This window comes from Bremerella sp. P1 (assembly GCF_028748185.1).
GTDB lineage: Bacteria > Planctomycetota > Planctomycetia > Pirellulales > Pirellulaceae > Bremerella.
This window is the reverse complement of sequence record NZ_CP118164.1, coordinates 6,085,565-6,112,405: the sequence shown is the minus strand read 5'-3', so window position 1 is coordinate 6,112,405 and position 26,841 is coordinate 6,085,565. Positions and strand designations below refer to the sequence as shown.

At 54.2% G+C, this 26,841-nt stretch carries 17 protein-coding genes; 15 read left to right on the top strand and 2 right to left on the bottom strand.

The genetic code is table 11. The features are described from left to right. Positions 1 to 165: 165 nt before the first annotated feature. The 11 genes from PSR63_RS24800 to PSR63_RS24750 all read left to right on the top strand — a co-directional run bounded on the left by PSR63_RS24800 (position 166) and on the right by PSR63_RS24750 (position 20,558). A complete protein-coding gene (locus PSR63_RS24800) occupies positions 166 to 3,480 on the top strand; it encodes a PSD1 and planctomycete cytochrome C domain-containing protein (RefSeq protein ID WP_274328562.1) in 3,315 nt (1,104 codons plus the stop codon). Between the two features lie 46 nt (positions 3,481 to 3,526). Further along, positions 3,527 to 4,963, top strand: coding sequence for a DUF1501 domain-containing protein (locus tag PSR63_RS24795; protein ID WP_274328560.1), 1,437 nt, complete (start codon positions 3,527 to 3,529; stop codon positions 4,961 to 4,963). 247 nt (positions 4,964 to 5,210) lie between these two features. Then, entirely contained in the window at positions 5,211 to 8,855 is a 3,645-nt protein-coding gene (locus tag PSR63_RS24790) for a DUF1553 domain-containing protein (RefSeq protein ID WP_274328558.1), read from the top strand. A 37-nt stretch (positions 8,856 to 8,892) separates the two neighbouring features. Further along, positions 8,893 to 10,188, top strand: coding sequence for a DUF1501 domain-containing protein (locus PSR63_RS24785; RefSeq protein ID WP_274328557.1), 1,296 nt, complete (start codon positions 8,893 to 8,895; stop codon positions 10,186 to 10,188). A gap of 46 nt (positions 10,189 to 10,234) precedes the next feature. After that, positions 10,235 to 13,915, top strand: coding sequence for a DUF1553 domain-containing protein (locus PSR63_RS24780; RefSeq protein WP_274328555.1), 3,681 nt, complete (start codon positions 10,235 to 10,237; stop codon positions 13,913 to 13,915). Between the two features lie 42 nt (positions 13,916 to 13,957). Then, complete coding sequence (locus tag PSR63_RS24775) at positions 13,958 to 15,238, top strand: DUF1501 domain-containing protein (protein ID WP_274328553.1); 1,281 nt, start codon at positions 13,958 to 13,960, stop codon at positions 15,236 to 15,238. Between the two features lie 45 nt (positions 15,239 to 15,283). Next, positions 15,284 to 16,141 (top strand): fumarylacetoacetate hydrolase family protein, encoded by an 858-nt coding sequence (locus PSR63_RS24770; protein WP_274328551.1) that lies wholly within the window; start codon positions 15,284 to 15,286, stop codon positions 16,139 to 16,141. A 53-nt stretch (positions 16,142 to 16,194) separates the two neighbouring features. Then, complete coding sequence (locus PSR63_RS24765) at positions 16,195 to 16,971, top strand: HpcH/HpaI aldolase family protein (RefSeq protein WP_274328549.1); 777 nt, start codon at positions 16,195 to 16,197, stop codon at positions 16,969 to 16,971. Next, positions 16,968 to 17,795: an alpha/beta hydrolase gene (locus PSR63_RS24760; protein ID WP_274328548.1), complete on the top strand. Its 828-nt coding sequence runs from the start codon at positions 16,968 to 16,970 to the stop codon at positions 17,793 to 17,795. The genes PSR63_RS24765 and PSR63_RS24760 overlap by 4 nt, the downstream gene beginning before the upstream one ends. Positions 17,796 to 17,945: 150 nt before the next feature. Continuing rightward, positions 17,946 to 18,908, top strand: a complete 963-nt coding sequence (locus PSR63_RS24755) for a dihydrodipicolinate synthase family protein (protein WP_274328546.1) — start codon at positions 17,946 to 17,948, stop codon at positions 18,906 to 18,908. 60 nt (positions 18,909 to 18,968) lie between these two features. Beyond that, positions 18,969 to 20,558, top strand: coding sequence for a sialidase family protein (locus PSR63_RS24750; RefSeq protein ID WP_274328544.1), 1,590 nt, complete (start codon positions 18,969 to 18,971; stop codon positions 20,556 to 20,558). A 32-nt stretch (positions 20,559 to 20,590) separates the two neighbouring features. Here PSR63_RS24750 and PSR63_RS24745 read toward each other — a convergent pair whose 3' ends face one another. Continuing rightward, complete coding sequence (locus tag PSR63_RS24745) at positions 20,591 to 21,511, bottom strand: LysR family transcriptional regulator (protein ID WP_274328542.1); 921 nt, start codon at positions 21,509 to 21,511, stop codon at positions 20,591 to 20,593. Positions 21,512 to 21,613: 102 nt separating this feature from the next. After that, complete coding sequence (locus PSR63_RS24740) at positions 21,614 to 21,871, bottom strand: hypothetical protein (RefSeq protein WP_274328540.1); 258 nt, start codon at positions 21,869 to 21,871, stop codon at positions 21,614 to 21,616. Between the two features lie 26 nt (positions 21,872 to 21,897). Between PSR63_RS24740 and PSR63_RS24735 the strand changes: the two genes are divergently transcribed. The 4 genes from PSR63_RS24735 (at position 21,898) to PSR63_RS24720 (ending at position 26,559) form a co-directional block, all read left to right on the top strand. Then, complete coding sequence (locus PSR63_RS24735; RefSeq protein WP_274328538.1) at positions 21,898 to 23,058, top strand: aminotransferase class V-fold PLP-dependent enzyme; 1,161 nt, start codon at positions 21,898 to 21,900, stop codon at positions 23,056 to 23,058. 65 nt (positions 23,059 to 23,123) lie between these two features. Next, positions 23,124 to 24,368 (top strand): M20 family metallopeptidase, encoded by a 1,245-nt coding sequence (locus PSR63_RS24730; protein ID WP_274328537.1) that lies wholly within the window; start codon positions 23,124 to 23,126, stop codon positions 24,366 to 24,368. Next, entirely contained in the window at positions 24,365 to 25,609 is a 1,245-nt protein-coding gene (locus PSR63_RS24725) for an MFS transporter (protein WP_274328536.1), read from the top strand. The genes PSR63_RS24730 and PSR63_RS24725 overlap by 4 nt, the downstream gene beginning before the upstream one ends. Continuing rightward, positions 25,609 to 26,559: an amidohydrolase family protein gene (locus PSR63_RS24720; protein ID WP_274328534.1), complete on the top strand. Its 951-nt coding sequence runs from the start codon at positions 25,609 to 25,611 to the stop codon at positions 26,557 to 26,559. Before PSR63_RS24725 ends, PSR63_RS24720 begins: the two co-directional genes overlap by 1 nt. Positions 26,560 to 26,841 lie beyond the last annotated feature (282 nt).

Below are 26,841 nucleotides of genomic sequence, written 5' to 3'. Positions count from 1 at the left end.
ATTCGGTAGGTTTTGGGCGTCACTGTACGATTGCTTTGTGAGACCTCTCTTTTGAAGAAAGTAGCTAGGACTACGCGAGGGTGAATCGCCTAAATTCCCCCTTCAAGCCTCGCTACAGCACATACCTACTCACCTGCCCTCCCCTTACTTCAGTTGAGTCACTTCATGTTGCATCGCTCACTGCTCTTATCCTTACAGATACTCTTCCTATTCACCTGCTCGTCCCTCCTCGCGCAGGACGAATCGGCAGAGAAGGAGCATCTCAAGTTCTTCGAGATGCAGGTTCGACCTCTCTTGGCTCAACATTGCCTCGAGTGCCATAGCGCTGAGAGCCAGAAGGGTATGCTGCGTCTCGACTCGCGGGCAGCCATGCTCAAGGGGGGCGAATCAGAAGAGGCATCGATCGTTCCCGGCAAACCCGACGAAAGTCTTCTGATCTCAGCCGTTCGACATGAGTCCTACGAAATGCCGCCGAAAGGAATGCTTCCCGAGAAAGATATTGCTGTTCTGGTCAAATGGGTCGAGCTTGGCGCTCCCTGGCCAGGCGGAGATGACACCCTGATCATTCGTCAGGACGGAGACCGCATCACGGACGAAGATCGCAAGTGGTGGGCTGTTCAACCGGTTGCCGATCCGGTTGTACCGCAAGACGGCGACGGCTGGGCAAGGAACGAAGTTGATCGATTCGTCGCACGAAAGCTGGCAGAGGCGGGCCTTGAGCCGGCGCCCGAAGCGGATCGCTACGAGCTCGTGCGACGTGCCTACTTCGACTTACATGGTCTTCCGCCGACGCCAGAACAGATCACAGCGTTTGTCGAAGACGACCGGCCGGATGCGTGGCAGCGTTTGATCGATGAACTCCTCGACAGCCCACGTTATGGGGAACGTTGGGCTCAGCACTGGCTTGATGTGGTGCGTTACTCAGAAAGTGATGGTTACAACGAGGACGCTTTCCGACCCGATGCGAGTGCATTTCGCGACTATGTGATCCGATCGTTAAACGAAGACAAGCCTTATGACCAGTTCGTTCGCGAGCATCTTGCTGGTGATGAGATCGCGCCCGAGGATCCCGATGCCTTTATCGGAACCGCATATTTGCGTCATGGTGTCTACGAGTGGAATCAGCGCAACGCCCGAATGCACTGGGATCTGATCATCAATGAAATGACCCGCGTAACTGGTGAGGCCTTCCTGGGCATCGGAATCGGTTGTGCTCAGTGCCACGACCATAAATTCGATCCAATTTTGCAGAAAGATTATTTCGGATTGCAGGCGTTTCTATCTTCGGTGGCGTGGCCCATGGATCGCCCCCTGGCAACGCCGGAACAGATCGCAGCTCATCAAGCTCAGCAACAGAAGTGGGAAGAGGCAACCCAAGCAATCCGAGATGAAATTGACGAGTTGGTAGGAAACGGTATCGAGAACACTCGCCACAATATCGTCAAGCAGTTTCCGCCGGACGTTCAGGACATCTACAACAAGCCGGAGTCAGAAAAGACGACGTTCGATAAGCAATTGTCCTATCTTGTTTGGCGACAGGTCGATCGTGCAGAACAGCGGTATGATCGGGCCAAAGGACTGAAAAAGTCTCCAGAAAAGCTGAAGCGTTACGAAGAGCTTCAGGCTGAGTTGAAGAAGCATGACTCCTTGAAACCCAAACCACTCCCCACTGCGTTCGTCGCAACCGACATCGGTACAGAACCGGCACCGACCTTCTTGATGACGCGCACCACGAAGGAAGAAGTTCAGCCATCGTTCCTAACACTGCTTGGCGAACAAAAACCAGATATCGATCCGACCAAGTCTACCACCGGTCGACGTACGGCACTCGCCAACTGGATTGTCCGCAAAGACAATCCGCTGTCGACACGTGTGTTTGCCAACCGTATCTGGCAACGTCACTTTGGCCAGGGAATCGTACCAACGCCGAACGATTTTGGCTCACTGGGCGAGCCACCAAGTCACCCGGAACTACTCGACTGGCTGACACAGCGATTCCTGGATGGCGGTTGGAAAACCAAGCCATTGCATCGCCTGATCATGAATAGTGCTACATACCGCCAGACCGCTCGTCGTGAAGGCGACATGCCCCAGTCTGTCAGCATATCTTCACAGGAAGATCCTTCCAGTAGTACGACAGCCGCTCGTCCACTCGATATCGATCCGGCCAATCGACTGCTTTGGAGATTCCCAGCTAAGCGGCTCGATGCCGAGCAGTTGCGCGATGCGATGCTCGCCGTTTCCGGTGAATTAAAGCATCGTGACGGAGGTCCATCTGTAAGTGGATCAACACCAAATCGCAGTGTTTACGTTATCAAGAAGCGAAATAAACCAGACGAAATGCTGAGTGGATTTGATGCGCCATTGTGTTTTGAATCCGCCCCAGACCGCGTTGCAACAACGACGCCCGTTCAGTCGTTGCTTTTGGTAAATGGCGAATGGACGCTGGACCGCTCCGAGGCCTTCGCTAAGCGACTTTTGGCGGGCAAGACGGAACTTGATGCAGATGATATTCGCGAGGCTTGGCAGCTAACCTTCGGACGTAATGCAGACGACGAAGAAGTCGCTGCCGCATTAGCGTTTATCCGTGAACAGGCCGAATCGATCACGGTTCCCGAGGTCGTTGCCAAGTATCCCAATGAAACGGGACTACGCCCTGTCACCCAACACTTTGGAGCGGTTAAGGGATTTGGGCTCGGAACGAAGACGCTGTGGATTCAACCGGGCAGCCGCTTTGAACGGCTTCAGGTGAAAGACACGAACGGTTTCGATGATCAGTTCACGGTGGAAGCGGTTGTGAATCTCGATCGCCTCTACCCCGATGCCAGCGCGAATTCACTAATTTCTCGTTGGAATAGCAACTCAAAATCTGATGGTTGGTCGGTAGCCGTGACCAGTACAAAGTCGGCGTACCAGCCACGTAACTTTGTTGTCGTCTTGAGTGGTCGCGATTTCCAGGATCAAGCAGCGTTCGACGTGGTCGCGTCCGGTCTACGAGTTCCCTTGAACAAGCCGGTTTATCTAGCCGCAGCAATTTCCGCGACTACTTCCGATGACGATCCCACTGCCGGATCGGTGACTTTCTATATGAAGGATCTATCCGATCCTGACTCAGAGGTAGAAACATCAACCGTGACAACGTCCGTTGTGTCCGGAATACAGAATCCGGCACTGAAGATCACTGCGGGGGGTCGAGATGCAAGCGGGCATCTGTGGGATGGTCAATTTGCGCGTCTGACCATCAGCCGCGGCACCTTGCCACGTCAGCAACTGCTGATCGGCGAGCACTCAGAGAAGGCCGTGCGAATCCTCGACTGGCGTTTCAATGATGAAGATGGTGAGCAGCCTGCCCCGAACACGGCATGGCTACGTTCGAGTCAGGAAGGTGAAAAATCATTGGCCGAGAAGAAGATACTCTGCGCCGTTACCGATTTTTGTCACGCTTTGTTCAATTCCAACGAGTTTCTGTACCTGCAGTAGACAGCGTTCACAATAACTGAAACATCCTGAAGCCTGGATTCTGGATATGAAATACTCCATGTGCAATAACATCGAACTCCCCAATTCGCGTCGTGACTTTCTTTGCCGCGCTGGTGGCGGATTCGGAGCGCTGGCGTACACAGCACTCACGGGCCAATCACTCTTTGCCGCACGCGAAAACAATCCGACGGGCGAGAAGATTCCACATCACGTCGGCAGGGCGAAGAATATCATCTGGTTGTTTATGGAAGGTGGACCAAGTCATTTGGACCTCTTCGATTACAAGCCAGAGCTAAACCGCCTTGCCGGTCAAAAGCTGCCGGAGAGTTTCCCCCGGCCGGTCACTGCGATGGGTGAAATCAATTCTCCCATTCTAGAGTGCAAACGAAAATGGTCGCAGTGCGGAGAAAGTGGGCTGTGGATTTCCGACTGGCTGCCTCATCACCACGCAATCGCAGATGAACTGTGTGTCATTCACTCATGCGTATCTGATGGTATCAACCATGCTGGTGGCGTCTGCCAAATGAATACGGGTGCCGTGTTTGGCGGGCGTCCATCTCTCGGGGCATGGGTCTCCTACGGACTGGGTTCGGCTAGCAAGAGTCTTCCGGACTTCGTCGTGATGAAGGATAGTAACTCGATGGTGGTCAACGGAGTTCGTGCGTGGGGCTCCGGGTTTATGCCGTCCGGTCATCAAGGAGTGTTGTTCGAGGGGGGCGATGAGCCGCTGCGGAATCTTAACAATCCCAAAGGCATCTCATCTTCCCAGCAGAAGCGGAAGCTGGAGTTTATCAATCAACTAAACCGCCACCACTTCGAGGGCCGCGAATCGAACACTGACCTCGATGCTCGCATTCACAGCTATGAACTGGCGGCAAGGATGCAGGCCGATGCACCGGAAGCGATCGATCTTGAGAACGAGCCCGAACACATTCAGAAGATGTACGGACTCGATCAGAAGGAGACCGAAGTCTACGGTCGTCAATGCCTCCTGGCACGACGGTTAGTCGAGCGAGGCGTGCGTTTCATTCAGCTCTACTCTGGGGCTGGCAGCAAGTGGGATAGTCATAGCAATATCGAAGGCAATCACTCACGTCTTTGCCGCGGCGTGGACAAGCCGATTGCAGGCCTGATCGCGGATCTGAAACAACGCGGAATGCTGGAAGATACGCTCGTCATGTGGGGTGGTGAATTCGGCCGTACACCGATGAGTGAAAAAGGAACGGGACGCGATCACAACCCAACAGGTTTCACGATGTGGATGGCCGGTGGTGGAGCCAAAGGCGGACAAACGATTGGTGCGACGGATGATCTTGGATTGTATGCAGTCGAAGACAAACTGCACGTGCACGACATTCATGCGACCGTGATGGGCATGATGGGGCTTGATCACACAAAGGTCGTCTACATGCACAAAGGAAGACCTGAGCGTGTTGATCTTAACGAAGGTCATGTGCATAAGGGACTCGTGTACGGCGCATAATGCCTGCTCTCAGCCTGCTCATCCGCGAGACATGTCAGACAATTCCCCCGTCCTTGCCGGGTCTATTCCATGGAACGAATCGCACGTCCCACCTACCTGATTCCCTTCCAAACCAGCTACGACAAAGAAACAACTGACGCCTAACGCTGAGGCAATTTTTGAGAGCATGTGAGAAGCGGCCATTTACGCAGCTCACGGACTCAATATTGGCCTTCTATAGGTAACCTGATCGAAAATGAATTCCCTATTGCGCACTATTCTTTTCCTCCTGATCGTCTCCGCGCCGCCCCTAGCTGGCGCGGCACCGCCCGATCGCGAGGACCTGACACCAGCTGTGCCGGCGCTTACCTGGAATTTTGATGGCGAAGATGATCTTGGGCCATGCCCTGATACCGTCGCTGGACCGCGTCCACCACTGCATCCGCTTTTCAGAAAAGATAACAAGGCAGCCCACTTCACAACGGAGGCACCGCTTATCCTTTCCGGAGATAGTGCGCCCACATTCAAACACGGGGATTCACTGACATTCGACTTTTGGATCGCGCCAAAGGAGTTGAAGGAAGAACAGCCCGTCTTTCTACTCGCCAAGGGCGATCCTAATCGAGCTGGAAAAGCTGACGACAATCTCAATTGGTCGTTGATGGTAGAACGTCTAAGTTCCAGTTCGATGCGAGTTGGCTTCTGCTTCGCGGCGGAACCGGAAAAGGAAGGTGATGTACCGACCCGTCATCAGTGGTGGAGCGGCACCATTAGCCTGACCGGACTCGAATGGCATCACATCGCCATTCCTTTCACCTACGGTGATCCGTCAAGCATTCTGCTCTACGTAAACGGCAGGCTACAGTTGTTCTCGGGAAAGTGGGAGAAGTCGACCACTCGGGGACCAGTTCAGCGACCTGCATCACTACAACTCGGGGGTGCCACCGGAGAAGGTGAACATAAGTCATTTTTCCAAGGCCGGCTTGATTCCCTGGTATTGCATCGTGGCATTTTAAAGAACTCAGAGATCGATAGCCGCTATGCGATCTCCCCTCCCCCGACCCCAATTTCCCACGATGACGTCAAGTCCGGCGAAGTACTGGTAGAACTTTGCACCAATGGTATTCCTGGTAGACGAGAATGGCCAGACACGTCCCCTGCGGCAAGCGAGACTCTGACCGAAGACGCATTTGGATTCTTCGAGGTACCCAAAGTCTATACGGCCACTGGCGTCATCGGGAATTCCCCAAGCAACACGTTCCTCAGAGCAGTGGGCCTGGTTTCCTTTCCTAAAGGCAAACATCGTATCCTGCTGCGGGCAAGAGGTATTTCACGTTTAGTCATTGATGGAAAAACGATTCTCGACACGCCGCTCATGCCATCCAGCTTGAATGGCCATCACCTGACTTCTGAGCAGGACAACTATCTCGATCTAGGACCTGATTTCCGCTTTGCGCCTCCCGGCAATCGCGAGGCGTGGTGTGAATTCGAATCCACGGGAGAACAGCCACATCTCGTGGTTCTGGAAACCGTTTTTGGAACGGTTCGTCCAGGTCTCGGTGAAACGGTGGCCGCTTGGTCGCCTGAGGGCGAAGAGTCTTGGCAATTGATCTCACCCTCAGGAAGGAAGATCCCTTACACCGACCAACGATGGGCCGATTACGAAGCGGAACGCAGTGCGCATTACGATCAGATTAATACTCAACGCCGACATGCCAAGCGTGACCTGTCAGCCGATTACTGGAAACAACGACGCGAACAGGCTGATGCATGGCTTGCCTCGACCTCCGACGTGCCGGTGCCACCACTACCGGCAGCCATGCCCGCGTTAAATGAGGTAGATCATTTCATCGCTGCTCGCATTACCGAGGTCGCGCCGGCCTATGAGCATGCCGATCAGGATGGGTTGGATTTCTTCCAGGATATTAAGCCCATACTGGAAAGCCGCTGCAACAGCTGTCACTCAGGCGAAGACGCTAAGGGTGGCTTGCGATTGGAAACGCTGGAATTCAGTCTTCAAGGGGGCGATTCGGGTATCCCAGCAATCGAACCAGGCGAGCCGTCCGCCAGCGAGTTGTTCTGCCGCGTTACCACCGACGGCGATGACATCATGCCGCCTAACGGCAATCGACTTACACCCAAAGAAACCGCGCAGCTCGAGGCATGGATCAAGCAGGGAGCCAACTGGCCGGAGTTCCAGGTAACGACTCTGGAGATGCCCCCGCTGGCCGACGACCTTACCTTTCTACGCCGTGTCACACTCGATACGGTTGGTGTGTTGCCAACCACTGAAGAAATTCGTGTCTTTCTCGACGACGATTCCCAAGTGCGTCGCGAGAATGCGATCGACCGCCTGCTCGCCGATCCTCGCTGGGCCGATCACTGGATGGGTTATTGGCTCGATGTGTTGGCCGAGAATCCAAATATGCTCTCAGGAAGCCTGAATAATACGGGCCCTTTCCGTTGGTGGATTTACGAATCTCTCCGTGACGATCTGGCAATGGACGCGTTCGTAACGGAACTGATATGCATGGAGGGAAGTTCAAGCAATGGCGGTCCCGCCGGCTTCGCGCTGGCTGGCCAGAATGACGCTCCGATGGCAGAAAAAGGCGCCATTCTCGCAAGTGCCTTTCTCGGTGTGCAAATGAAATGCGCACGCTGCCACGACTCCCCAGTGCGTTCTTCAAAACAGGAACAGCTATTCCAACTGGCGGCCATGCTATCGAAGAAGCCTGTCCGGGTTCCAGCCACGAGCGTTGTTTCCACTGATAAGCTTAGTGCCGGCGGCCGCGAGCCACTCATTCAGGTCACGCTGAAGCCTGGAACGGATGTGCAACCGACTTGGCCGTTTAGCCAATTCTGCTCAGAAAAGTCCTTCCAGAAGATTGCAGCCGATCCCAAGAACACTCGTGAACAACTGGCGGCATTGATCACCGCGCCTGAGAACGAACGATTCGCACGCGTGATGGTGAATCGTGTTTGGCAGCGTCTGATGGGGCGCGGCCTGGTAGAAGATCCAGGAGACTGGGAGAAGTCGCAAGCCACGCACCCCGCTTTACTGAATTGGTTGGGACGTGAGTTCGTACACTCCGGGTACAGCCTCAAGGCCGTGTCGCGGATCATCTTCAATTCCCACGCCTACCAGCGAGCTAGCCTGCCACAACTGTTGCAACCTGAGGCTTTATACGTCGGCCCCGCTCCGCGACGTATGGCCGCCGAGCAGATCGTCGATTCTCTCTTCGCCGCCACCGGAACGCCGTTCAAAGTGGAAGAAATGACCTTTGACGTGGATGGTATCTCTAACCAGCGTTCGCTCGGAAAACCACGGCGTTCTTGGATGCTGGCCTCGACTTCCAACGAGCGTGACCGCCCCAGTCTCACACTCCCGCGGGTTCAGTCTGTTATCACCGTTCTCGAATCCTTCGGCTGGCGTGGTGCTCGACAGTCACCGGTAACGTTGCGCGAAAGCGATCCCAACGTGCTTCAACCTGCCGTCCTGTCAAACGGAACGATGGCAAGCTGGACCACGCGTCTAAGTGACGATCACGGCATTACGCAACTAGCACTGGAAGACCAGTCTCTGGAAGAGTTCATTGAATCGCTGTATCTCCGGCTTCTCACTCGCGAGCCGACTGAAGCTGAGTCCAAGTTTGCAATCAACTTGCTGGGGCCCGGTTTCGAACAACGGCGCACGAACGTACCGCCTGAAGAGCCGGTTAAACGCGTTCGTCCAAAGTACACGGCATGGTCAAATCACCTCGATGGTCCCGCTAACGCCTTGGCCGCCGAACTTGAAGCCAAAGCAAGGCGTGGCGATCCGCCGACTCGAAAGTTAGATGCCGACTGGCGAGAACGCGTCGAGGATTTCCTCTGGTACACGTTGAATCAGCCTGAATGGATTTACATCCGTTAGACCAACCCCCATCATTCACCCAAAACCATTGGTTCCTATGAATCGCCGTAAGTTTCTGGCCCAGAGCGCCCCTGCGATCGCCGCCCCGATGTTGGCAGGAGCTCCATCATCGCTGCTCGCTTCCTTCGAGACGCCTGTCCACGTACCCAAGGGCAAGGCCGAGCATTGCATCTTCATTTGGCTCGGCGGCGGCATGTGCCAACTTGACACTTTTGACCCGAAACGCCGGGGCAACTCACGCGCTACTCCGAAGATCGCCGGGACGGATTACGGAAGCGTCGATACTGCCGTGTCGGGTGTACGGTTCACCGAGCATCTTTCTCGTACGGCGAAAGTCGCTGACCGGCTTACCGCGGTTCGAACCGTGAATCACACCATTGTGGACGAGCACGCTTTTGCGACAAACTTTGTCCACACCGGTCGCATGATCAGTGGTACGGTCACCTATCCTTCGCTTGGTGCGCTCGTTTCCCATCAACGTGACGCGGCATCGGAAGATGTACCTGCCTACATGCTGATTGGTTATCCGAATGTCAGCCGCGGTCCTGGATATCTTGGCCCCAGCTACTCTCCGGTTCACCTTGTCGACACGCAGAGTGGTCCCGCCGGCTTTACCCAACCCGACGGACTCTCCAAACGCCAGATTGAACGGCGGCAGCGTCTGGTGGCCACAATGGATCATCCTGTGAAGGAACGCGTTATCGCCCACTATGCAGAATTGCAGGCTCAAGCTCGCCGCTGGGCTGGTCCGAAGTTCATGCAAAACTTCCGACTCGACGAGGAACCCGCCGCACTTCGTGATGACTATGGGGGCGAGTTCGGTCAACGATGCCTACTTGCTCGGCGATTAACTCAGGCCGGTGTCCGATTCATCGAGGTATCCCACAATCTCAACTTCATCAACGGCACAGGTTGGGATACACATTTCGAGGGACAACTTAATCAGCACATACTGATTCAGGAACTCGATACCGCGCTGTCTGCGTTGATTCGTGATTTGGAGAAGCAAAAACTACTCGACAAAACACTTGTGGCCGTTGGCACCGAATTTGGTCGACCCGCGGAATTTGACAACCGCGGTGGTCGAGGTCACCAAGGCACCGCCTTCAGCCTCATTCTCGCTGGCGGTGGATTGAATCACATGGGTGCCTACGGCGTGACCGACGAAGAACACGGAAAGAAGATAGAAGAGAATCCCGTATCCATACCTGACTTCCATGCAACGATCTATGCTGCCATGGGAATTGATCCCCGCAAAGAACTGCACGAGTCTGGCCGTCCAGTGCCCATTACCGACGGCGGCACACCCATCGCGGCATTGTTCCCATCGTAGGTCTGTTTGCCCTAACTCCTCGTCATTCCCGCCGAGCACTGTATCCATGAAGATTCCGACCCTTATCGCATTCTCCTTGCTACTGATGACCAGTAGCCTGGCCGTGGCAACGGAGCCAATTCTTGAGTGGCGTTTCGATGGGACGTCATCGCCCGGTGCTTGGGTGGGCAAGTTCGGCAGTGTTGCTGACGGCCCCAGACCGCCCAAGTATCCTGGGTTTCATTCCGGAAACCGTGCCATGTCCTTCAAAGGACATGAGGGTGCGATCGAAGTCAAGGATCATGAACGAGGTGGCTTCACGAATGTGCGATTCGGCATTGGTGATACCTTCGCTTTTGAAACCTGGGTGAAGTTCAGCTCGCTTGGTCGCGGAAATGTCGCCTATGTCGTTGGCAAAGGACGGCATATCAAAGATGGCGAAGATTTTCCTGAGACCAACCAGAATTACGCCGTTCGGTTTCAAGACACTGGTCGAGGAGCACAACTCGGATTTCTCTTTACCAGTAAGCATCCCAAGACTGGCGAGTTTGCGTGGCACCGGTGGTGGAGCGATACGACTGTTCCATCCACAGGCTGGCATCACGTCGCTTTGCAGTTCACCTTCGGAAATGCCGACAGCCTGAAGGCCTGGATCGACGGTAAACCTGTTGCGGGAAAATGGGATCTCGAAGGCAAGACCGATCTGCCACCAGTTCAGGACCCGGACGACCTGATCATCGGCACCGGATACACACGTGGCGAAAGTTCCTCGTTCCACGGTTGGCTCGACAATCTAGCAATCTACCGTTCGGGATTCGAACCAGAAGAAATCGCTCAGCGATACCAATACATCCCACCGCCGCCAGCCGTCACGCGCGAGATGATTCCACCAGGAAGAGTGCTTGTACAGATTAGCGAGAAAGGTGTGCCCGAAACGAACGGCTGGCCTGAAGAGCCCGAAGTAACCGAATCGTACCTGGAGAACGCATTTGGGTTCTTCGCCGTTCCACACAAGTACATTTCCACCGGTGTGCGAGGCGATCGCCCAAACCCTTCTCACTTTCGCGCGTCTGCAATCGTAAAACTCCCAAAGGGAAAGCATCGTCTACTGCTGAGAGGCCGAGGCTTATCACGGCTATACATCGATGGAAAAGAGATTCTGGAAAACGGACCTCGCAATTTCGACTCTGGAGGCCATACGCCGTTGTCCGTGCAGGACGATTACCTCGATCTCGGTCCCGATTTCCGTTTCGTGCCGCCGGGAAACCGCGATGCATGGTGCGAGTTTGAATCCTCTGGTCGCGAGCACTTCGTGATCCTCGAAAGCATGCTCGGAAACGTTAAGGGAAAGCTCAAACAACGCCCCGAGCTTGGTGAGACGGTTGCCGCGATCTCGCTGGAAGGGACCGACTCATGGTCGCTGTTGTCGCCGGGAAATCAACGTGTTGCCTACAACGATGCTGGCTGGAAGGACTATGTCGCCGATCGTCATGCGTGGCTCGATCAGGTAAATGCAGCGGCCAGAGCTAAGTGCCGCGAATCGCATAGCGAATACTGGAATAGAAGGCGCGAGGCTGCAGCAGACTGGCTGGCCAGCACAAAACCGGTCACCGTGCCTGAGCTGGCAGCCGGTTATCCTGCTCACAATGAGATCGACCATTTCATCGCCGCGCGGATTGCTACTGTCGCCACCGAGGCGCAACAGAGCCAGCAAGCCGACGTCGACTACTTCAAAGACATCCAACCACTGCTCGAGAAACGATGCTACGATTGCCACCAGGGTGGAAAGGCTGCTGGTGGATTGCGAATCGATGATCACGCCTCGATGCTACTGGGCGGCGACGCTGAGGGGCCTGCACTTGTCCCAGGCGAAGCCGGCAATAGTGCATTGATCGATCGTGTCACATCAGAAGACGAAGATGTTGTGATGCCGCCCAAGGGCGAGCCGCTCTCAAGCGAAGAGGTTGCCTTGCTGAAGCGTTGGATCAACAACGGAGCGATGTGGCCGCAATTCAATGTGAAGACCTTTCAGCCCACGCCCCTGTCGGATGACCTGGCATTTCTACGCCGCGTGACGCTGGACACGGTGGGAGTTACTCCGACTGAAGTTGAAATCGCGGCATTCCTTAATGACAGCCCTGACACCCGGCGTATTAATGCGATCGATCGACTGCTGGCCGACCAACGCTGGGCCGATCATTGGATGGGCTACTGGCTTGATGTGCTGGCCGAGAACCCGAATATCATCAACCCAACACTCAATAACACAGGCCCGTTCCGCTGGTGGTTATACGAATCGTTGGTTGATAACAAGCCCGCAGATTTGTTCGTCACTGAGTTGATTCGGATGGAGGGGAGCGAGCGTTTTGGGGGACCGGCAGGTTTTGGCACAGCTTCGCAGAATGACCTTCCAATGGCAGCCAAAGGGATTATTGTCAGCTCCGCGTTTCTGGGCGTAGAGATGAAGTGTGCCCGATGCCACGATGCACCGGCGCACGTTTCGCGTCAGGAAGACCTGATGCAGCTTGCAGCATTGTTGAAGCAGGATGTGATTCAACTACCCCAAACGAGTAGTGTCCCTGCTGGACGACTCCATCAAACCGATCGCAAACCACTGATCGAGGTAACGCTCAATCCCGGTGCTAAGGTCGAACCGACCTGGCCGTTCGAGCGGTATTGTGACGAGTCGGTTGCTGATGCTCTCGCCGAGCATCCTGACAATTCGCGGGATCGCCTGGCGACCTTGATCACAGCACCTCAGAACGAACGCTTTGCGCAAGTGATGGTCAACCGCGTCTGGCAGCGACTAATGGGACGTGGCCTCGTAGAGAACCTCTCTGACTGGGAAAAGGGTAGTCCGTCGCATCCAGAACTCCTGCAGTGGCTGGGGCGAAAGTTCATCGCATCAGGGTACGATGTGAAGGCGATCAGCCGATTGATCCTCTCTTCTCACGCGTACCAGAGAGCTACCGATCCTTCTTTGACGGAAACGAGTCCGCTCTATATTTCTCCTGCCCCGCGCCGTCTGACCGCCGAACAGATCGTCGATTCCGTCTTCCACGCCACTGGGACGCCGTTCGACCTGGAAGAAGTCAGTTTGGACATCGACAGCGTACGAGAGATTAAGAATGCGCTCACCCTCGGGAAGCCACGACGTTCGTGGATGTTAGCTTCCACTTCCAATGAGCGTGATCGTCCGAGTCTAGGACTACCACGCGTTACCGCGGTCGCTAGCGTTCTGAGAGCCTATGGCTGGCGTGGAGCCCGTCAAGATCCACGCAGTCAGCGCGATATGGAACCTAACATTCTGCAGCCGGCAATTTTCGGCAACGGGGTCATGAGCATCTGGCTGACTCGCCTAAGCGATCGTCACGGAATGACACAGCTTGCCCTAGAAGATCAAACCGTCGATCAGCTTGTTGACCGAATGTTCCTGCGTTTGTTGACGCGTAGGCCAACGTCTGCTGAACGAGATCTTTACGTACGCTATCTGTCCGAGGGATATGACACGCGCGTGATTCCCGAGTCGGAACGAGTCAAACCGAATCCCCAAAAACGTGAACGAGTTCGATATGTAAGCTGGTCAAACCACGTCGATGGCCCAGCCAACGCTCTGGCACAACAAAAGGAGGTCGCTGCCCGGCGTGGCGATCCTGCGACCAACGCTTTGAATAACGATTGGCGTCTCCGCATGGAAGACGTGCTGTGGGCCATTCTGAATGCGCCCGAATGGATTTACACACCATAACCAACCAGAGAGATACGCCCCAACTCAGATTGGATCTATCCGATGCACAGACGAACATTTCTTCAGCAAACCGGCGCGTTGACTGGTGCTGCTCTTTCCGGCTCCTCACTGCTGGCATCGCCCGCCGCCGTCAACGTGCCCAAAGGCAAAGCTGAGCATGTTATCTTTCTTTGGCTGGGCGGCGGTATGGCGCAGATCGACACTTTCGATCCCAAACAACGCGGAAACTCGAAAGCGTCCCCCAAGGTCGCAGGTTCGGAATACGGAACAGTCGACACTATCGTGCCCGATGTGAAGTTCTGTGAGCATCTACATCGCACGGCAAAACTGGCCGATCGATTGACAGCAATCCGTACGATTAATCATCACCTCATCGACGAACATGCGTTCGGTACGAACTTTGTTCATACGGGACGACTCATCAGTGGCAGCATTACCTATCCATCGATCGGCTCAATCATGGGACACATCCGCGGCGCCGCCAATCCAGATGTGCCCGCTTATATGGTGGTCGGGTATCCCAATGTGAGTCGCGGTCCCGGCTTCCTAGGTGCTAAAGGCGGCTTTGTCTATCTGGTGGATACCGAGAGCGGTCCGGCTGGTTTTACTCGCCCCGAAGATGTGCCTTCCGATCGTGCGGCCCGCCGTCAACAACTACTCCAGCCTTTGACCGATCGCGTTCCCAAGGGTTCTGTCATCGAGCAGTATCGCGAAGCACAGACGGAAGCCATGCGACTTGCCGGCCCAGACTTCATGCGTCACTTCCGCCTGAAAGACGAATCTGCCGACTTGAGAAATGCATATGGGGGTGAGTTTGGCCAACGGTGCCTTCTCGCTCGACGCCTTGTTCAGGCCGGGGTCCGCTTCATTGAAGTGTCACACAACCTGAACTTTATCAACGGTACGGGCTGGGATACGCATAACGAAGGTCAGAAGAACCAGCACTTGCTCATTAAGGAACTCGATATCGCGTTATCAGCCTTGATCGCCGATCTCGAGAACCAGAAACTCCTCGACAAAACACTGGTCGCAATCGGCACTGAGTTTGGCCGACCCGCCACGTATGACGGCCGTGGCGGACGAGGGCACCAAGGTACTTGTTTCAGCCTACTGTTAGCCGGAGGCGGACTAAAACACCAGGGAGCCTACGGAGTGACCGATGAGCTAAGCAAAAAGATCGTGGAGAACCCTGTTTCAATTCCGGATTTCCACGCCACCATTCATGCAGCTTTGGGGGTCAACCCGGCCCACGAACTCTTCGATGGATCTCGACCGGTTCCGATTACCGACCAAGGCACGCCAATAGCGGCTCTGTTTGCATAGCTTAGGCCTCCATCGGCAAACAGCAACACCTTTGAAAGGACTGGAATGAAGATCGCAAACATCGGCGGCCGCGCACATATCGTGACGGCCACAGGTGGAGTAGACATTGAAGAAGCATCCGACGGCCGATTCACCTCCGATAATCAACAACTTATTTCGCAGCTTGACGAACTCCAAAGTTGGTACTCCAGCAGCGAACTAGCGGAAGACCCATCTCTAAGTACAGGTAGTCTCGAAAAGTCATTCGATCGTTTGCAGTCGCCGGTACCTAATCCCAGCCAGGTCTTTGCCATTGGCCTCAATTACAAGGCGCATGGTGAGGAAGTCGCTATGGCTACGCCGCAGGAACCCATGATTTTTACCAAGTTCCAGTCTTCTATCGCGGGACCAGGGGCAACCGTCACTCTGCCCAGCGATACGGTCGACTGGGAGGTTGAAATGGTGGTGGTCATTGGTCACAGCGGCCGCAACATTGGCAAGATGGATGCGATGAAACACGTGGCGGGTTACTGTGTTGGTCAGGACATCTCTGAGCGAACGCTTCAACTTGCTTGCAAACCACCACAGTTCAGTGTGGCCAAAAGCTATGAGGCATTTGCTCCCATGGGTCCCTGGCTTACCACTTCCGACGCCGTTGATATCTCATCGATTCGACTAACCTGCCAAGTTGGTGGTGAAACTCTGCAGGACGGGAACACACGGGACATGATATTTGATGTTCCCACACTGATTTCATATCTCTCAAACATCTGTGAGCTCAGAACCGGCGACATCATTTTCACTGGCACACCCGATGGAGTGGGCATGGGGCGCAAGCCACCCAGGTACATTGAAGATGGCTGGTTGCTGGAATCAACGATCGAAGGCCTGGGAACGCTTTCCAATCCATGCCGTCGACGTTAGTCTCGCTGGCGAACAACTTCAGTGATGATCACACCAAATCACGGAACAAGACAATGAGTCATGACTTTCGCAAGAGGCTTCGTGAGCGACAAACGCTACTCGGAACGATTGTGAGTTCAACCGATCCTGCTTCCGCAGAAGTGCTCGCTGAATGCGGTTTCGATTGGCTCTTTATCGATGCCGAACACGGACCTTACGAAACGACAGATCTCTTGCCCGTCTTACGCGCGGTGGATCATCGCATTCCTTGTATCGTCCGCGTTCCTGCGTCGGAAGAGATTCCTATCAAGAAGACACTCGATATTGGTGCGACCGGCATCATCGCACCACAAACGAATACTGTCGAACAGGTTGAATCGGTAGTGCGATACTGTCGCTATTCACCCAACGGCAATCGCGGCGTCGGCCTGTCTCGGGCATCGACATATGGACTAGGGCTCACCGAATACGTTGGATCAGCCAACGACGAAGTGGCTGTTATTGTGCAGGCCGAGCATATCGAAGCCGTCGAGAACATCGAGCAGATCGTGAAAGTCGAAGGGGTCGACGCCATATTCATTGGTCCGTATGACCTATCCGCCAGTATGGGCAAGATGGGCGAAGTGACCGCTCCAGACGTCGTGGACGCAATCGAACACGTGACCAAAGTGTGCGACGCTGCGAAAATGCCACTAGGCATCTTTGGTGTCTCGGCCGAATCGGTCAAGCCATATATCGAGCGAGGTTACTCACTAATCGTATCTGGTGTGGACGTCTTAATGATGGCTCATGCCGCGAAGGGAATGTTGTCAACGTTACGATCGTCTAACGATCGAAAGGGAACCGAATGAGAGCTATCATCCCGTGCATGGCCATCTTAGTCATGGCATCACTCACTTTGGCCGCTTCTGCTCAGGACGAAACGGTTCACAAAGGTGTTTACTACGGCCCCGAAACTGGGACAGAGTACCAGAAGGAACGGTGTCAGCTAGATATCTATCTCCCTGGGGATCAGTCCGACAAATTCCCGGTACTCATTTACTTTCATGGAGGCGGAATCGTCGGTGGAAGCCGAGGCGGTCCTAACCTGACGAAGCAAGGCGTCTGTCTTGTCGCGCCATCCTATCGTCTAAGTCCCAAGGCCCAATGCCCTGACTATCTCAACGACGCAGCGGACGCAGTGGCCTGGACATTCAAGAACATCGAGAAGTACGGCGGAGATCCGGACCGCATCTTCATCGGTGGTATGTCGGCCGGAAGTTATCTAGCCGCTATGATCGCCATGGATAAGAGCTGGCTCGAGAAACGTGATATCGACGTTGACCGGATTGCCGGGCTGCTCCCGATCAGTGGCCACATGATTACACACTTTACTGTCAGGAAGGAACGTGGAATCTCGGCGAGTACCGGATTATCGGACGAGTTCGCACCGCTGTACCACGTGCGCAAGACGCCCTTTCCAATCTTCATTCAGTGTGGCGACAATGACTATCCCAGCCGTCAGGAAGAAAACAAACTCTTTGTTTCCATGATGATCAAGTACGCGAAACAGCCGGAGAGTGACATCATCTACAAAGAGTACCCGGGAACACACGGTACCTTTGGTAAAGACAAACAGAAGCAGGAAGACTTCGCCCATTTCATTCTCGAGAAGTCTGGAATCGAAGAACGTTAGTCCAGTTGTCGATCAGCCTTCAGTTTGAATCCAGCTGAAGGCTGGTGTCCAACATGAGCGAGAGTACTTTGTGAGCATATTGCGGGCAAGGGACTCAGTTTTCCCTAACAGTTTACGAAAGCACTCTGCCGCAATCGCGAGGAATACTCGATGAGTAGCAACCATTTTATTCCTCAGGGCGTTATTCCTGCTTGTCTGATGCCGTTCGATGCTCGGCTTGAAATCGATGAACAGTCCTATCGACGTCACCTCAGCGATCTTGCCGGTACGAATGGCATCTCCGCAATCACCGTCAACGGACATGCCGCCGAGGTTCATGCATTGAGCTTTGAGGAGCAGCGACGCGCGATAGAAATTGCCCGTGACGAGATCGTGGATCGGATACCACTGGTAGCTGGTATTCACACTGGAAATACGCGCGAAGCGAGCCGTCTAGCAGCAATGGCAGCTGTCGCTGGCGCCGACGCACTGCTGGTCTTTCCCTCTGATGTCCTGGTCATGGGTGGTCAGCAGCGCCCTGAATGTGCCCGTGCTCATGTTGCGGCCATCGCTGAATCGACGGATCTGCCTCTGATTCTCTTTCAATACCCGCTGAACAGTGGTCTCGGCTATCCGCTGGAGACGCTGCTCGCGCTTTGCACCGAATTTCCTTCAATCAAAGCCATCAAGGACTGGTGCAACGACCCTCATCTGCACGAACAACACATCCGCGAACTTCACGCGTTAGATCGTCCGGTTCGCGTACTCTCTACGCACAGCATGTGGCTGCTGTCCTCCTTGGTTCTAGGCTGTGACGGGCTGCTTTCCGGTGCCGGTAGCGTGGTCGCCAGTCTGCAAGTTGCGTTATTCCAGGCTGTTCAGAATGACGACCTGGAAACAGCTCGTGTTATCAACGATCGCATCTATCCAACCGTTCAGGCTTTCTACCGTGCCCCCCTGCTCGACATGCACAATCGCATGAAAGAAGCGCTGGTATTGCTCGGTCGACTCGACGCAGCCTACGTACGTCCACCATTAGCAAAACTCACTCAACCCGAAATTGAACGCATTAGCGCGCTTATGCAAGACGCGGGTTTTACTACTTCCACTAATTCCGACTTTGGAAACCACTAACGCTGACGGGAAATATTGGCAGTGGGTGGATAGCGAATCATCAAGAGCAGGTCATCAACCATGAGAACGATCATTGCCTACATCGTGCTTCTTGCCACGTGCGTAAACTGCTTCGGAGCGGACGCAAATCAAGAGTCATCTGGCATATATACTCGAGAGAACAATCACACCGACCCCAATGAACGTGAAGGGACGCCGGTTTACTTGACCGCTAACGACATGTCAATCGCGACGGGCAAGCCATCGCTCGTGAACATGTCGCACGGTTCCACGCATATACCAGTTTGGTCCTTATCCGGTGGTACCGTCGGACAGTCTGTTGCCGGTATCGTGAACGGTCTTCCAGCGGATTGTACCGCCGTCCGCGTCGAGATTGTGGTTACGACAACGCACAATTCGACGAGCCCTGAGTTCTCGGATGTTTACCGGGTCCACTTATCCCAGTTGGTGGAGAATGCACCGTTTACAGACCGCTATGCGTTGGGTAAACCTGTGCAAACGGCCCTGCCTTCCGCGCCGCTCCATTCCCGGACCATCGTTCTTGAAACCTACTACGAAGTTGATCCAAGTGCTCCCCTTTGGCTTCGGATTCAACGGGAGCCTGGTGAACCTGCCGACACTTTCATCCATCCCACCGGTCTGGCTGTCGTCAAAGTAACTCCCCTGAATCTCGACCCGCGCCAGTCGTATGTTGTCCAAGACGTTAATGGATACAATTCCTGGCCAATGACCCAGGCCATCGGAGAAACACTGGTCTGCACATACAGTCGTGGCTCTGCCCACTCCATCGGCGAAGATGCCCGTGCAGTTTACGCTCGAACCTCTACGGATGATGGCAAGACCTGGACGCCGGAAACCGTGGTTGCCGATACCCCTGGTTACGGGGAGGTTACTGTCGGAAAGGGATTGGATTCCAAGGGAGCGATGCTTCTCTGGGTTCGTCGAATCGGAAAGGATTGGAACCACGATCTTTACCGCACCACAGATGGCGTGACGTTCACGCACGTGGCGACGCCGAAACTCGACGTACAACCCATGCAGATCACGGATGTGTTCGCAGTCCCCAAGGTCGGGCTCATGGCGTTATGGTTCGCGGGAAAGTATAGCGACGAAGCCGTTCACTCTTGGGGCGTGATGACTAGCAATGACGATGGCCTCACCTGGACGCAGAAAACTATCGAGTCTGGGTTGACGAAGAAAGAGTGGCCGACCGAGCCTGCCGCCGTCTACCTGGGCGATGGCCGAATCCTTGCCATTGGACGAACGGAAGGCGGTCCCTCACAATTTCAGATGGTCTCCACCGACTACGGCGCGACCTGGACGCGCGAGCGAACGAATATTGGCGATATCATGGCCTCCACGCCGAGCCTCATCCTCGATCCTAAGACCGGAATGCTGAGCAACTATTACTACGAACGTGGTAGAGGCATCCTTCGCTGCCGAGTCGTCGATCCAGAGAGCATCTTCGATCATCCCCGCAACTGGCCTGCGTCCGAAGTCGTTGCTATTGGTAGCAAGATCGCTTTTGATTCTGGCAATGCGAATGCTACCGCTATCGGGGACACGCACTATATCTCGTTTTACTCCGGCAAGGCTCCTAATACGGCGGTCCTTATAGCAGAGCAACCGGCACCGGCGGCTAGTAAGTAGCCATCAGCACATCGGTTTCGAAACATGAGCTACTACTCTTGAGGAGCTAACTGCTGCTTTGTTAGATCGATGAAGGCCTGCAGGATCGGGTCTTCCGAGATTCGATGCTCGCGATACCCATAGCAGATGGTTGGAGGCAAGCAGTGTGCCAAGGATCTCTCAATCAACTCAGGGTCTCCGGGAGAATTGGGAATGACGCGACCTACCAAACCAATTCCATGACCCTGTTTTACACAGCTTCGAATCGAAGCCGCCAATACCAGGTCGAAGCCTCGCGCCGGGTTTTTGAAAACGCCCGCTTTGGTCAGAATGGCTTTGCCTTCTTCGTCCGGATACGACTCTCGATGATTCAGGACCGGATATTTGGCAAGGTCCTTGGGCATTATCTTTCGGCGTGATGCAAGCGGGTGCCCCACAGGCATGATGACCATGGGATCAATCCTATACATCTGTTCGACGACCAACTCTTCCGGGCGGCGACAACACTTGCTGTCGCCAATGACAAAGTCTACCTCCCGGTTTTCCAGCATTTCGTTGCCCAAAGACTCAAAGACCTCACGCATGATCAGCTGGACATCAGGAAACCTCTGACGAAAGCTGGCAATCACCCCAAGCAGGTCATCAGTATAGCTCCGAGGGGGCGAGGCAATCGTAAGTATGCGCGGCGATGCGTCGCAAGCCTTTTCAAATCGCTGCTGGAGTGTCTCGAACTCCGTAATGATGGGAGTCGCCAGCTCTGCCAAAATTCTTCCCTGGGGAGTGATTTCACTACGCCGTCCGTCCGATTCAATTAGCTTCTGCCCTAGCAACTCTTCCAGCGCACGAATCTGTTTCCAAACGGTCGGATGAGACACCTCAAGCGACTCGGCTGCAGAGGACATGCTCCCGAGTCGAACCGTTTCGCAATAGCTCCGCAGTTGTTGATAAGACATGTCCTTGTAAACATGCTTCAACGATGCCTTCCTCGCCATAAGCCGTCACTCGTTGCATATTGTGCAACGCTCCATTTCATATTATTGCACCTAATGCATTGTCGTATTTTAGCGAAAAACTACCTAAGATCGAGTAAAAGAAATAATTGGCGGATGATTTCTTGAGACGATTCGCATTTCTGAACTCGTTGATACTGGGGTTTGCATGTTCTCGTCCTCTTCAATTTCCTGCCAATCTCTTTGTGCTTGCCTATCGACACCATCCCATTCCCATGGGCATGTCGAATCGATGAAGTTATCTCCTCGTTGGCCAAGTTTTTCGATCGCCGAATTCAACGAAACGGCAGCCTGACAAATGATCGTCTGCTTAATCCCGTCCATTAGGTCCTCCAGGGCAGAAAGCAAGTATGCCAGCCTGTTGTCCTTACGATGCACTTCCTGCGGATTCGGCCTATCTCGATAAGCCTTATTTGAATACCGCAGCCGAAGGCCTGCCTCTTGCCGCATGTCTGGATGCCGTGCGTCAATATTTCATCGAGAAGTGCCTAGGCGAACCCGGTCGCGTTTTCTTCTGGAATCAATATCAGCGGGCACGCGTCGGCGCGGCGAACCTGTTCTCAGTTGATCCTTCTCAGATAGCCTTGGTTAGCAGCACGACCGAGGCTCTGAACACGATTGCCCACTCAATCGAATGGCAGCCAGGCGATGAGATCGTCCTCACGTCTAACGAATTTCCGTCGAACATTTTTCCCTGGGTCGTTTTGCAGCAGAAAGGGGTTCGCCTGCGAATCGTTGCTCCTGGCCCCGAAGGCATATCGATCGACAAATTGCTAGAAAATATCAATCCCCGTACGAAGTTGATCACGCTCAGCCAAGTGAGCTATGCCACCGGCGAACTAATTGACCCAGAACCGATCTGGCAGCGAGTCCGTGACACAGACACTCTCCTGTGCGTTGACGCCACACAAGCTGCCGGACGCGTCCCGGTCCGTGGAGACCTTGCAGATTTCACCGTCGCCAGCGCCTTTAAGTGGATCAACTCAATCCATGGCACGGCAATGATGTCGGTCAGCTCTCGAGTGCTCGCAGATAACTTACGCGGTCCCACCGGGTGGCTCTCCACGGAATTTTGCTTCGCTGACGACCGTTTCGATACGTTTCACCCTCGCAGTGATGCCCAGCGATTTCAAGCCGGCATGCCAAACTTCGCGAGCGTTTATGCCGTTGCCGAGGCTTTAGCGTTTCACACACCAGAGCGAGTCCAGGCACAAGCCACGCAACAGGCTCCCCTCATTCAATCCCTAAGAGACAGTTTGCTGGAGATGGGGCTTGATGTCCTACTTCCCGAAGATAAATCGAGGCACGCAGGAATTGTATCCTTCAACTGCCCTAAGGCGGCCGCGTGGAAGCAGGAACTCGCCCTCTACGGGAGCTATGTCCAAGGCGACGATAACCGTATTCGAGCTGCCGTGCATTGGTATAACACGGAACAACAGATCCATCAGTTCCTCGACGCGTTAGCGCGTGTCCAAGGAAAAGAGCCGATTCCAACACGTACCCCCGCTTAGGGCAACCGAACACTGGAAATCTATCCCCGACAATCCCTCTCATGCCTGCACCTAAGGACACCTCCATGAAACCCGCAGTTGATCCCCTAGAGGTTTTGCAAGCGTTGATCGCGATACCAAGTGTCAATCCGATGGGCATCGATCGAGACGGTAGTGAATACTACGAGGGGAAAATATCCGATTGGTTGCTTACGTTCTTTAGCGACCTGGGCGTTCCCTGCGAATGTCACGAAGTCGCCGAAGGGCGTAGCAACGTAATTGCAAAGTTTCATGCGGATACCAACGTCCCAACCATTCTTTTGGATGCTCACACGGACACCGTCCCTGTCGACGGGATGATCATCGATCCTTTTCATCCTACGGTTTGCGATGGACGTATCTATGGGCGTGGTGCTTGCGACGTGAAGGGAGGCATGGCCGCGATGCTTGCCGCTTTCGCAACCCTAGTCCACCAGAAACCGGCTAGCAGCGCGAATGTGATAATGGCCTGTACATGCGACGAAGAATACACCGCGACCGGTGCTCGCCATTTGGCCAAGCACTGGACCACTTCGCCCAAGCGTAGTGAACTGGTTTCCACACCTCCAGACTACTGCATCGTTGCAGAACCAACTGATCTGAATGTCATTGTCGCCCACCGTGGTGTGCTTCGCTGGAAACTGCGAACCACCGGACGAGCCTGTCACAGTTCGCGGCCACACGAAGGGCGCAATGCCATTTACGATATGGCACAGTTAGTTTTGGCATTACAACGGTATGCCGATGATCTCGCTCAAAGGGTTGCTTCGCACCCTCTGTGTGGGTCTCCTACGTTAAGCGTTGGCAAGATCTCAGGCGGAACGAGTGTCAATATCGTTCCACACGAATGTGAAGTCGAAATCGATCGAAGGACGATCCCGGGTGAGAATTCAGTCGACGTTCTAAAACACATCGAAAGTTTCTTGCGGGAAGAGACAACATCAGACTTCGAGATGCTACCGCCATGGATCGATGCCGATGCACTGTCTGACGACGACAACCAGGAGTTGGCGAATCACTTACTTACGCAGGTCGCGGCAGTAGCTGGCCCACACGAAAAACAGGGAGCATGGTATGGGACCAACGCCAGTTGCTTTGCTGTCAGAGGAAATGTTCCCTCGGTTGTGTTTGGTCCAGGCTCCATCGCACAGGCACACACTGAGGATGAATGGCTCGACATCGCTCAACTATACCAGGCGACAGAAGTCTATTACCGAATGTTTCAGAGTCCTCTCACTTCTGATTGCTCGCGAAAAGACGGCGTTCACGCTACGGAGATTGTTTCGTTATGAAATCTGCTAGTTCGGTGACGCTACTGATACTTTTGGTTTTTGCTATTGGAATCAACTACATCGACCGCGGTAGTCTTTCGATCGTTAAGACCGATGTTGCTACTGAATTCCAACTTTCCAATACCCAATTGGGCTTGCTCTTCTCTGCATTTTTCTGGAGCTACGCGCTATCGCAGATATTCGCAGGATGGCTTGTCGACCGAGGCGATGTGAAATGGGTTTATGCCGCAGGCTTCCTAATCTGGTCACTGGCAACGGTCTCCATGGCTGTTTCCAGTAGCTTTGCAGTGTTTCTAATGCTGAGACTGCTTTTGGGGATGGGAGAAAGTGTCGCTTTTCCGGCTTCCTCCAAGCTCATCGTTCTAAACTTCCATGAACATCGCCGTGGTCTCGCCAATGCGCTATTGGACGCGGCCTCGAAACTGGGGCCGACTTTGGCGTTACTCTTGGGCGGTTTGTTGGTCGCTAGTAGCGGCTGGCGAATGCTGTTTCTGGTTGTAGGTCTAGGTGGCATGGTCTGGCTTCCGGCATGGCTGTGGCTCGTACCTTCGCAGAAGAATGACACGACCCACAAAGCAACTCAGCAGACAATTGTCCCGGTTTCGGCTCTGTTGCGTCGCCAGGAATTTTGGGGAACGTGCCTGGGCTTCTTTTGCTTGGGATATACATGGGCATTCCTGCTTTCCTGGTTGCCTGCCTACCTGGAAGAATCTCGCAATTTTTCTAAGGAATCGATGGCCATCTTCGGTTCATTGCCTTTCCTGGCAATGGCCATCACTTCAATTTTGGGAGGTTGGCTCTCCGATCGCTTGATTCGCGGCGGCGCTTCGCCAACCCGCGTAAGAAAGTCGTTCATGCTTGGTGGCTTGATACTTTGTGCGTTTCCAATGTTCGCCGCGGTAGTTGCCACCGACCATCGCGTTTGCATCGGTCTATTGTGCGTCGCGTGCGCCTCGCTTGGATTCTACACGTCCAATGTATGGGCCATTACGCAAACGATGGCAGGTCCTCACGCCGCCGGCCAGTGGACCGGGCTACAAAATGCGATCGGCAATATTGGCAGCGCGATCTCGCCAGCACTAACTGGGTGGCTCGTCCAGGAGACCGGCAGCTATTACTCCGCGTTCGCAGCAGCTTCGGTGATCTTGGTAGGAGCTGTGTTCTGCTACCTGGTATTAGTGAGACAAATTGTTCCTCTCGAGTGGCAAACTCCCAGCCACGAACTTCAAGGGGCTACCTAATGAATAACACGTCCGTTTCGAAGCAACTATCTCGACGTCAAGTCATTCAGGCAGCCGCTGTCGCCGCGATGGCTAGTTCGAATCCCATTTGGGCGAGCGAATCACAAAAAAATAGGTGGATCGATGCACACGTTCACATATGGACGCCTGACACCCAGGCCTATCCTTTGGCCCATGGGTTCTCGAAGACCGATATGGTTCCGACAAGCTTTACTCCAGACGAGCTATTTGCTGAGTGCCACCCCGTCGGCGTCGATCGTGTCGTTCTGATTCAGATGAGCTTCTACAAGTTCGACAACCGGTACATGCTCGACGCCATTGCCGAATATCCGAATACCTTCCGCGGCGTGGGCATTGTTGATCATCAGCAGGCCTCGGCGGCGGCGACAATGAAGTCCCTTCATAAGCAAGGGGTAACCGGCTTTCGGTTGTATGCCAATGCGGAGTCTGCGGCGTCTTGGATCGATTCTCCAGAAATGTCGGTGATGTGGAAGACAGCCGGCGATACAGGTCAAGCCATTTGCCTACTCGCCAACCCGGATGCCCTGCCTGCCATTGAAAAGCTCTGTCGTAAGTTTCCGAAAACTCGCGTCGTTGTCGATCACTTCGGGCGGATCGGAGTCGACGGAAGCATGCGAGCGAAGGATCTAACCAACCTTTGCAGGCTCGCAGATCTTCCGGAAGTCTTTATCAAGACCTCCGCTTTTTACGCGTTGGGAGAGAAGAAACCGCCCTACGTCGACCTGACCTCCATGATCCGACAACTTCACGCGACATTCGGGCCGCAGAGGCTTATGTGGGCGAGCGATTGCCCCTACCAGGTACAAGGCTCACATACCTATGCCGCGTCAATCGAACTAATTCGCGATCGACTCGATTTCCTCACAGACGAAGACAAGTCGTGGATACTGCAGAAGACCGCCCAGAAGGTGTATTGGTCGGCATCGTAGACGACCTAAACAACGGCAGCGCCGAGAGGCCGTTGTCGACTTTTCCCTAAGATCGGATCACATCATGAACCACCCACCGTCAAAAACTACTCTTGAGAATTTCGGCCCGTGCATGGAAGCTTCACGCTACCCTTTCGGGGAGGTTATGCATCGCCGACAACTACGATTCGACAGGCAATCACCCGGTTCTCGTAGCTGTTTTCTTGGGTAGTGTCCTTCAACCTGTTAGAATAAAGAGTCCTAGGATTCGCAGAATTCCTGGCAAACCCTACCTGGCAATTC

Bases quoted from the DNA above. Each gene is read 5' to 3' on its own strand.
- PSR63_RS24725 (WP_274328536.1), top strand. From the start codon at position 24,365: ATGAAATCTGCTAGTTCGGTGACGCTACTGATACTTTTGGTTTTTGCT.
- PSR63_RS24780 (WP_274328555.1), top strand. From the start codon at position 10,235: ATGAAGATTCCGACCCTTATCGCATTCTCCTTGCTACTGATGACCAGT.
- PSR63_RS24740 (WP_274328540.1), bottom strand. From the start codon at position 21,871: ATGGACGGGATTAAGCAGACGATCATTTGTCAGGCTGCCGTTTCGTTG.
- PSR63_RS24750 (WP_274328544.1), top strand. From the start codon at position 18,969: ATGAGAACGATCATTGCCTACATCGTGCTTCTTGCCACGTGCGTAAAC.
- PSR63_RS24770 (WP_274328551.1), top strand. From the start codon at position 15,284: ATGAAGATCGCAAACATCGGCGGCCGCGCACATATCGTGACGGCCACA.
- PSR63_RS24800 (WP_274328562.1), top strand. From the start codon at position 166: ATGTTGCATCGCTCACTGCTCTTATCCTTACAGATACTCTTCCTATTC.
- PSR63_RS24775 (WP_274328553.1), top strand. From the start codon at position 13,958: ATGCACAGACGAACATTTCTTCAGCAAACCGGCGCGTTGACTGGTGCT.
- PSR63_RS24720 (WP_274328534.1), top strand. From the start codon at position 25,609: ATGAATAACACGTCCGTTTCGAAGCAACTATCTCGACGTCAAGTCATT.
- PSR63_RS24795 (WP_274328560.1), top strand. From the start codon at position 3,527: ATGAAATACTCCATGTGCAATAACATCGAACTCCCCAATTCGCGTCGT.
- PSR63_RS24735 (WP_274328538.1), top strand. From the start codon at position 21,898: ATGCCAGCCTGTTGTCCTTACGATGCACTTCCTGCGGATTCGGCCTAT.
- PSR63_RS24755 (WP_274328546.1), top strand. From the start codon at position 17,946: ATGAGTAGCAACCATTTTATTCCTCAGGGCGTTATTCCTGCTTGTCTG.
- PSR63_RS24785 (WP_274328557.1), top strand. From the start codon at position 8,893: ATGAATCGCCGTAAGTTTCTGGCCCAGAGCGCCCCTGCGATCGCCGCC.
- PSR63_RS24730 (WP_274328537.1), top strand. From the start codon at position 23,124: ATGAAACCCGCAGTTGATCCCCTAGAGGTTTTGCAAGCGTTGATCGCG.
- PSR63_RS24765 (WP_274328549.1), top strand. From the start codon at position 16,195: ATGAGTCATGACTTTCGCAAGAGGCTTCGTGAGCGACAAACGCTACTC.
- PSR63_RS24760 (WP_274328548.1), top strand. From the start codon at position 16,968: ATGAGAGCTATCATCCCGTGCATGGCCATCTTAGTCATGGCATCACTC.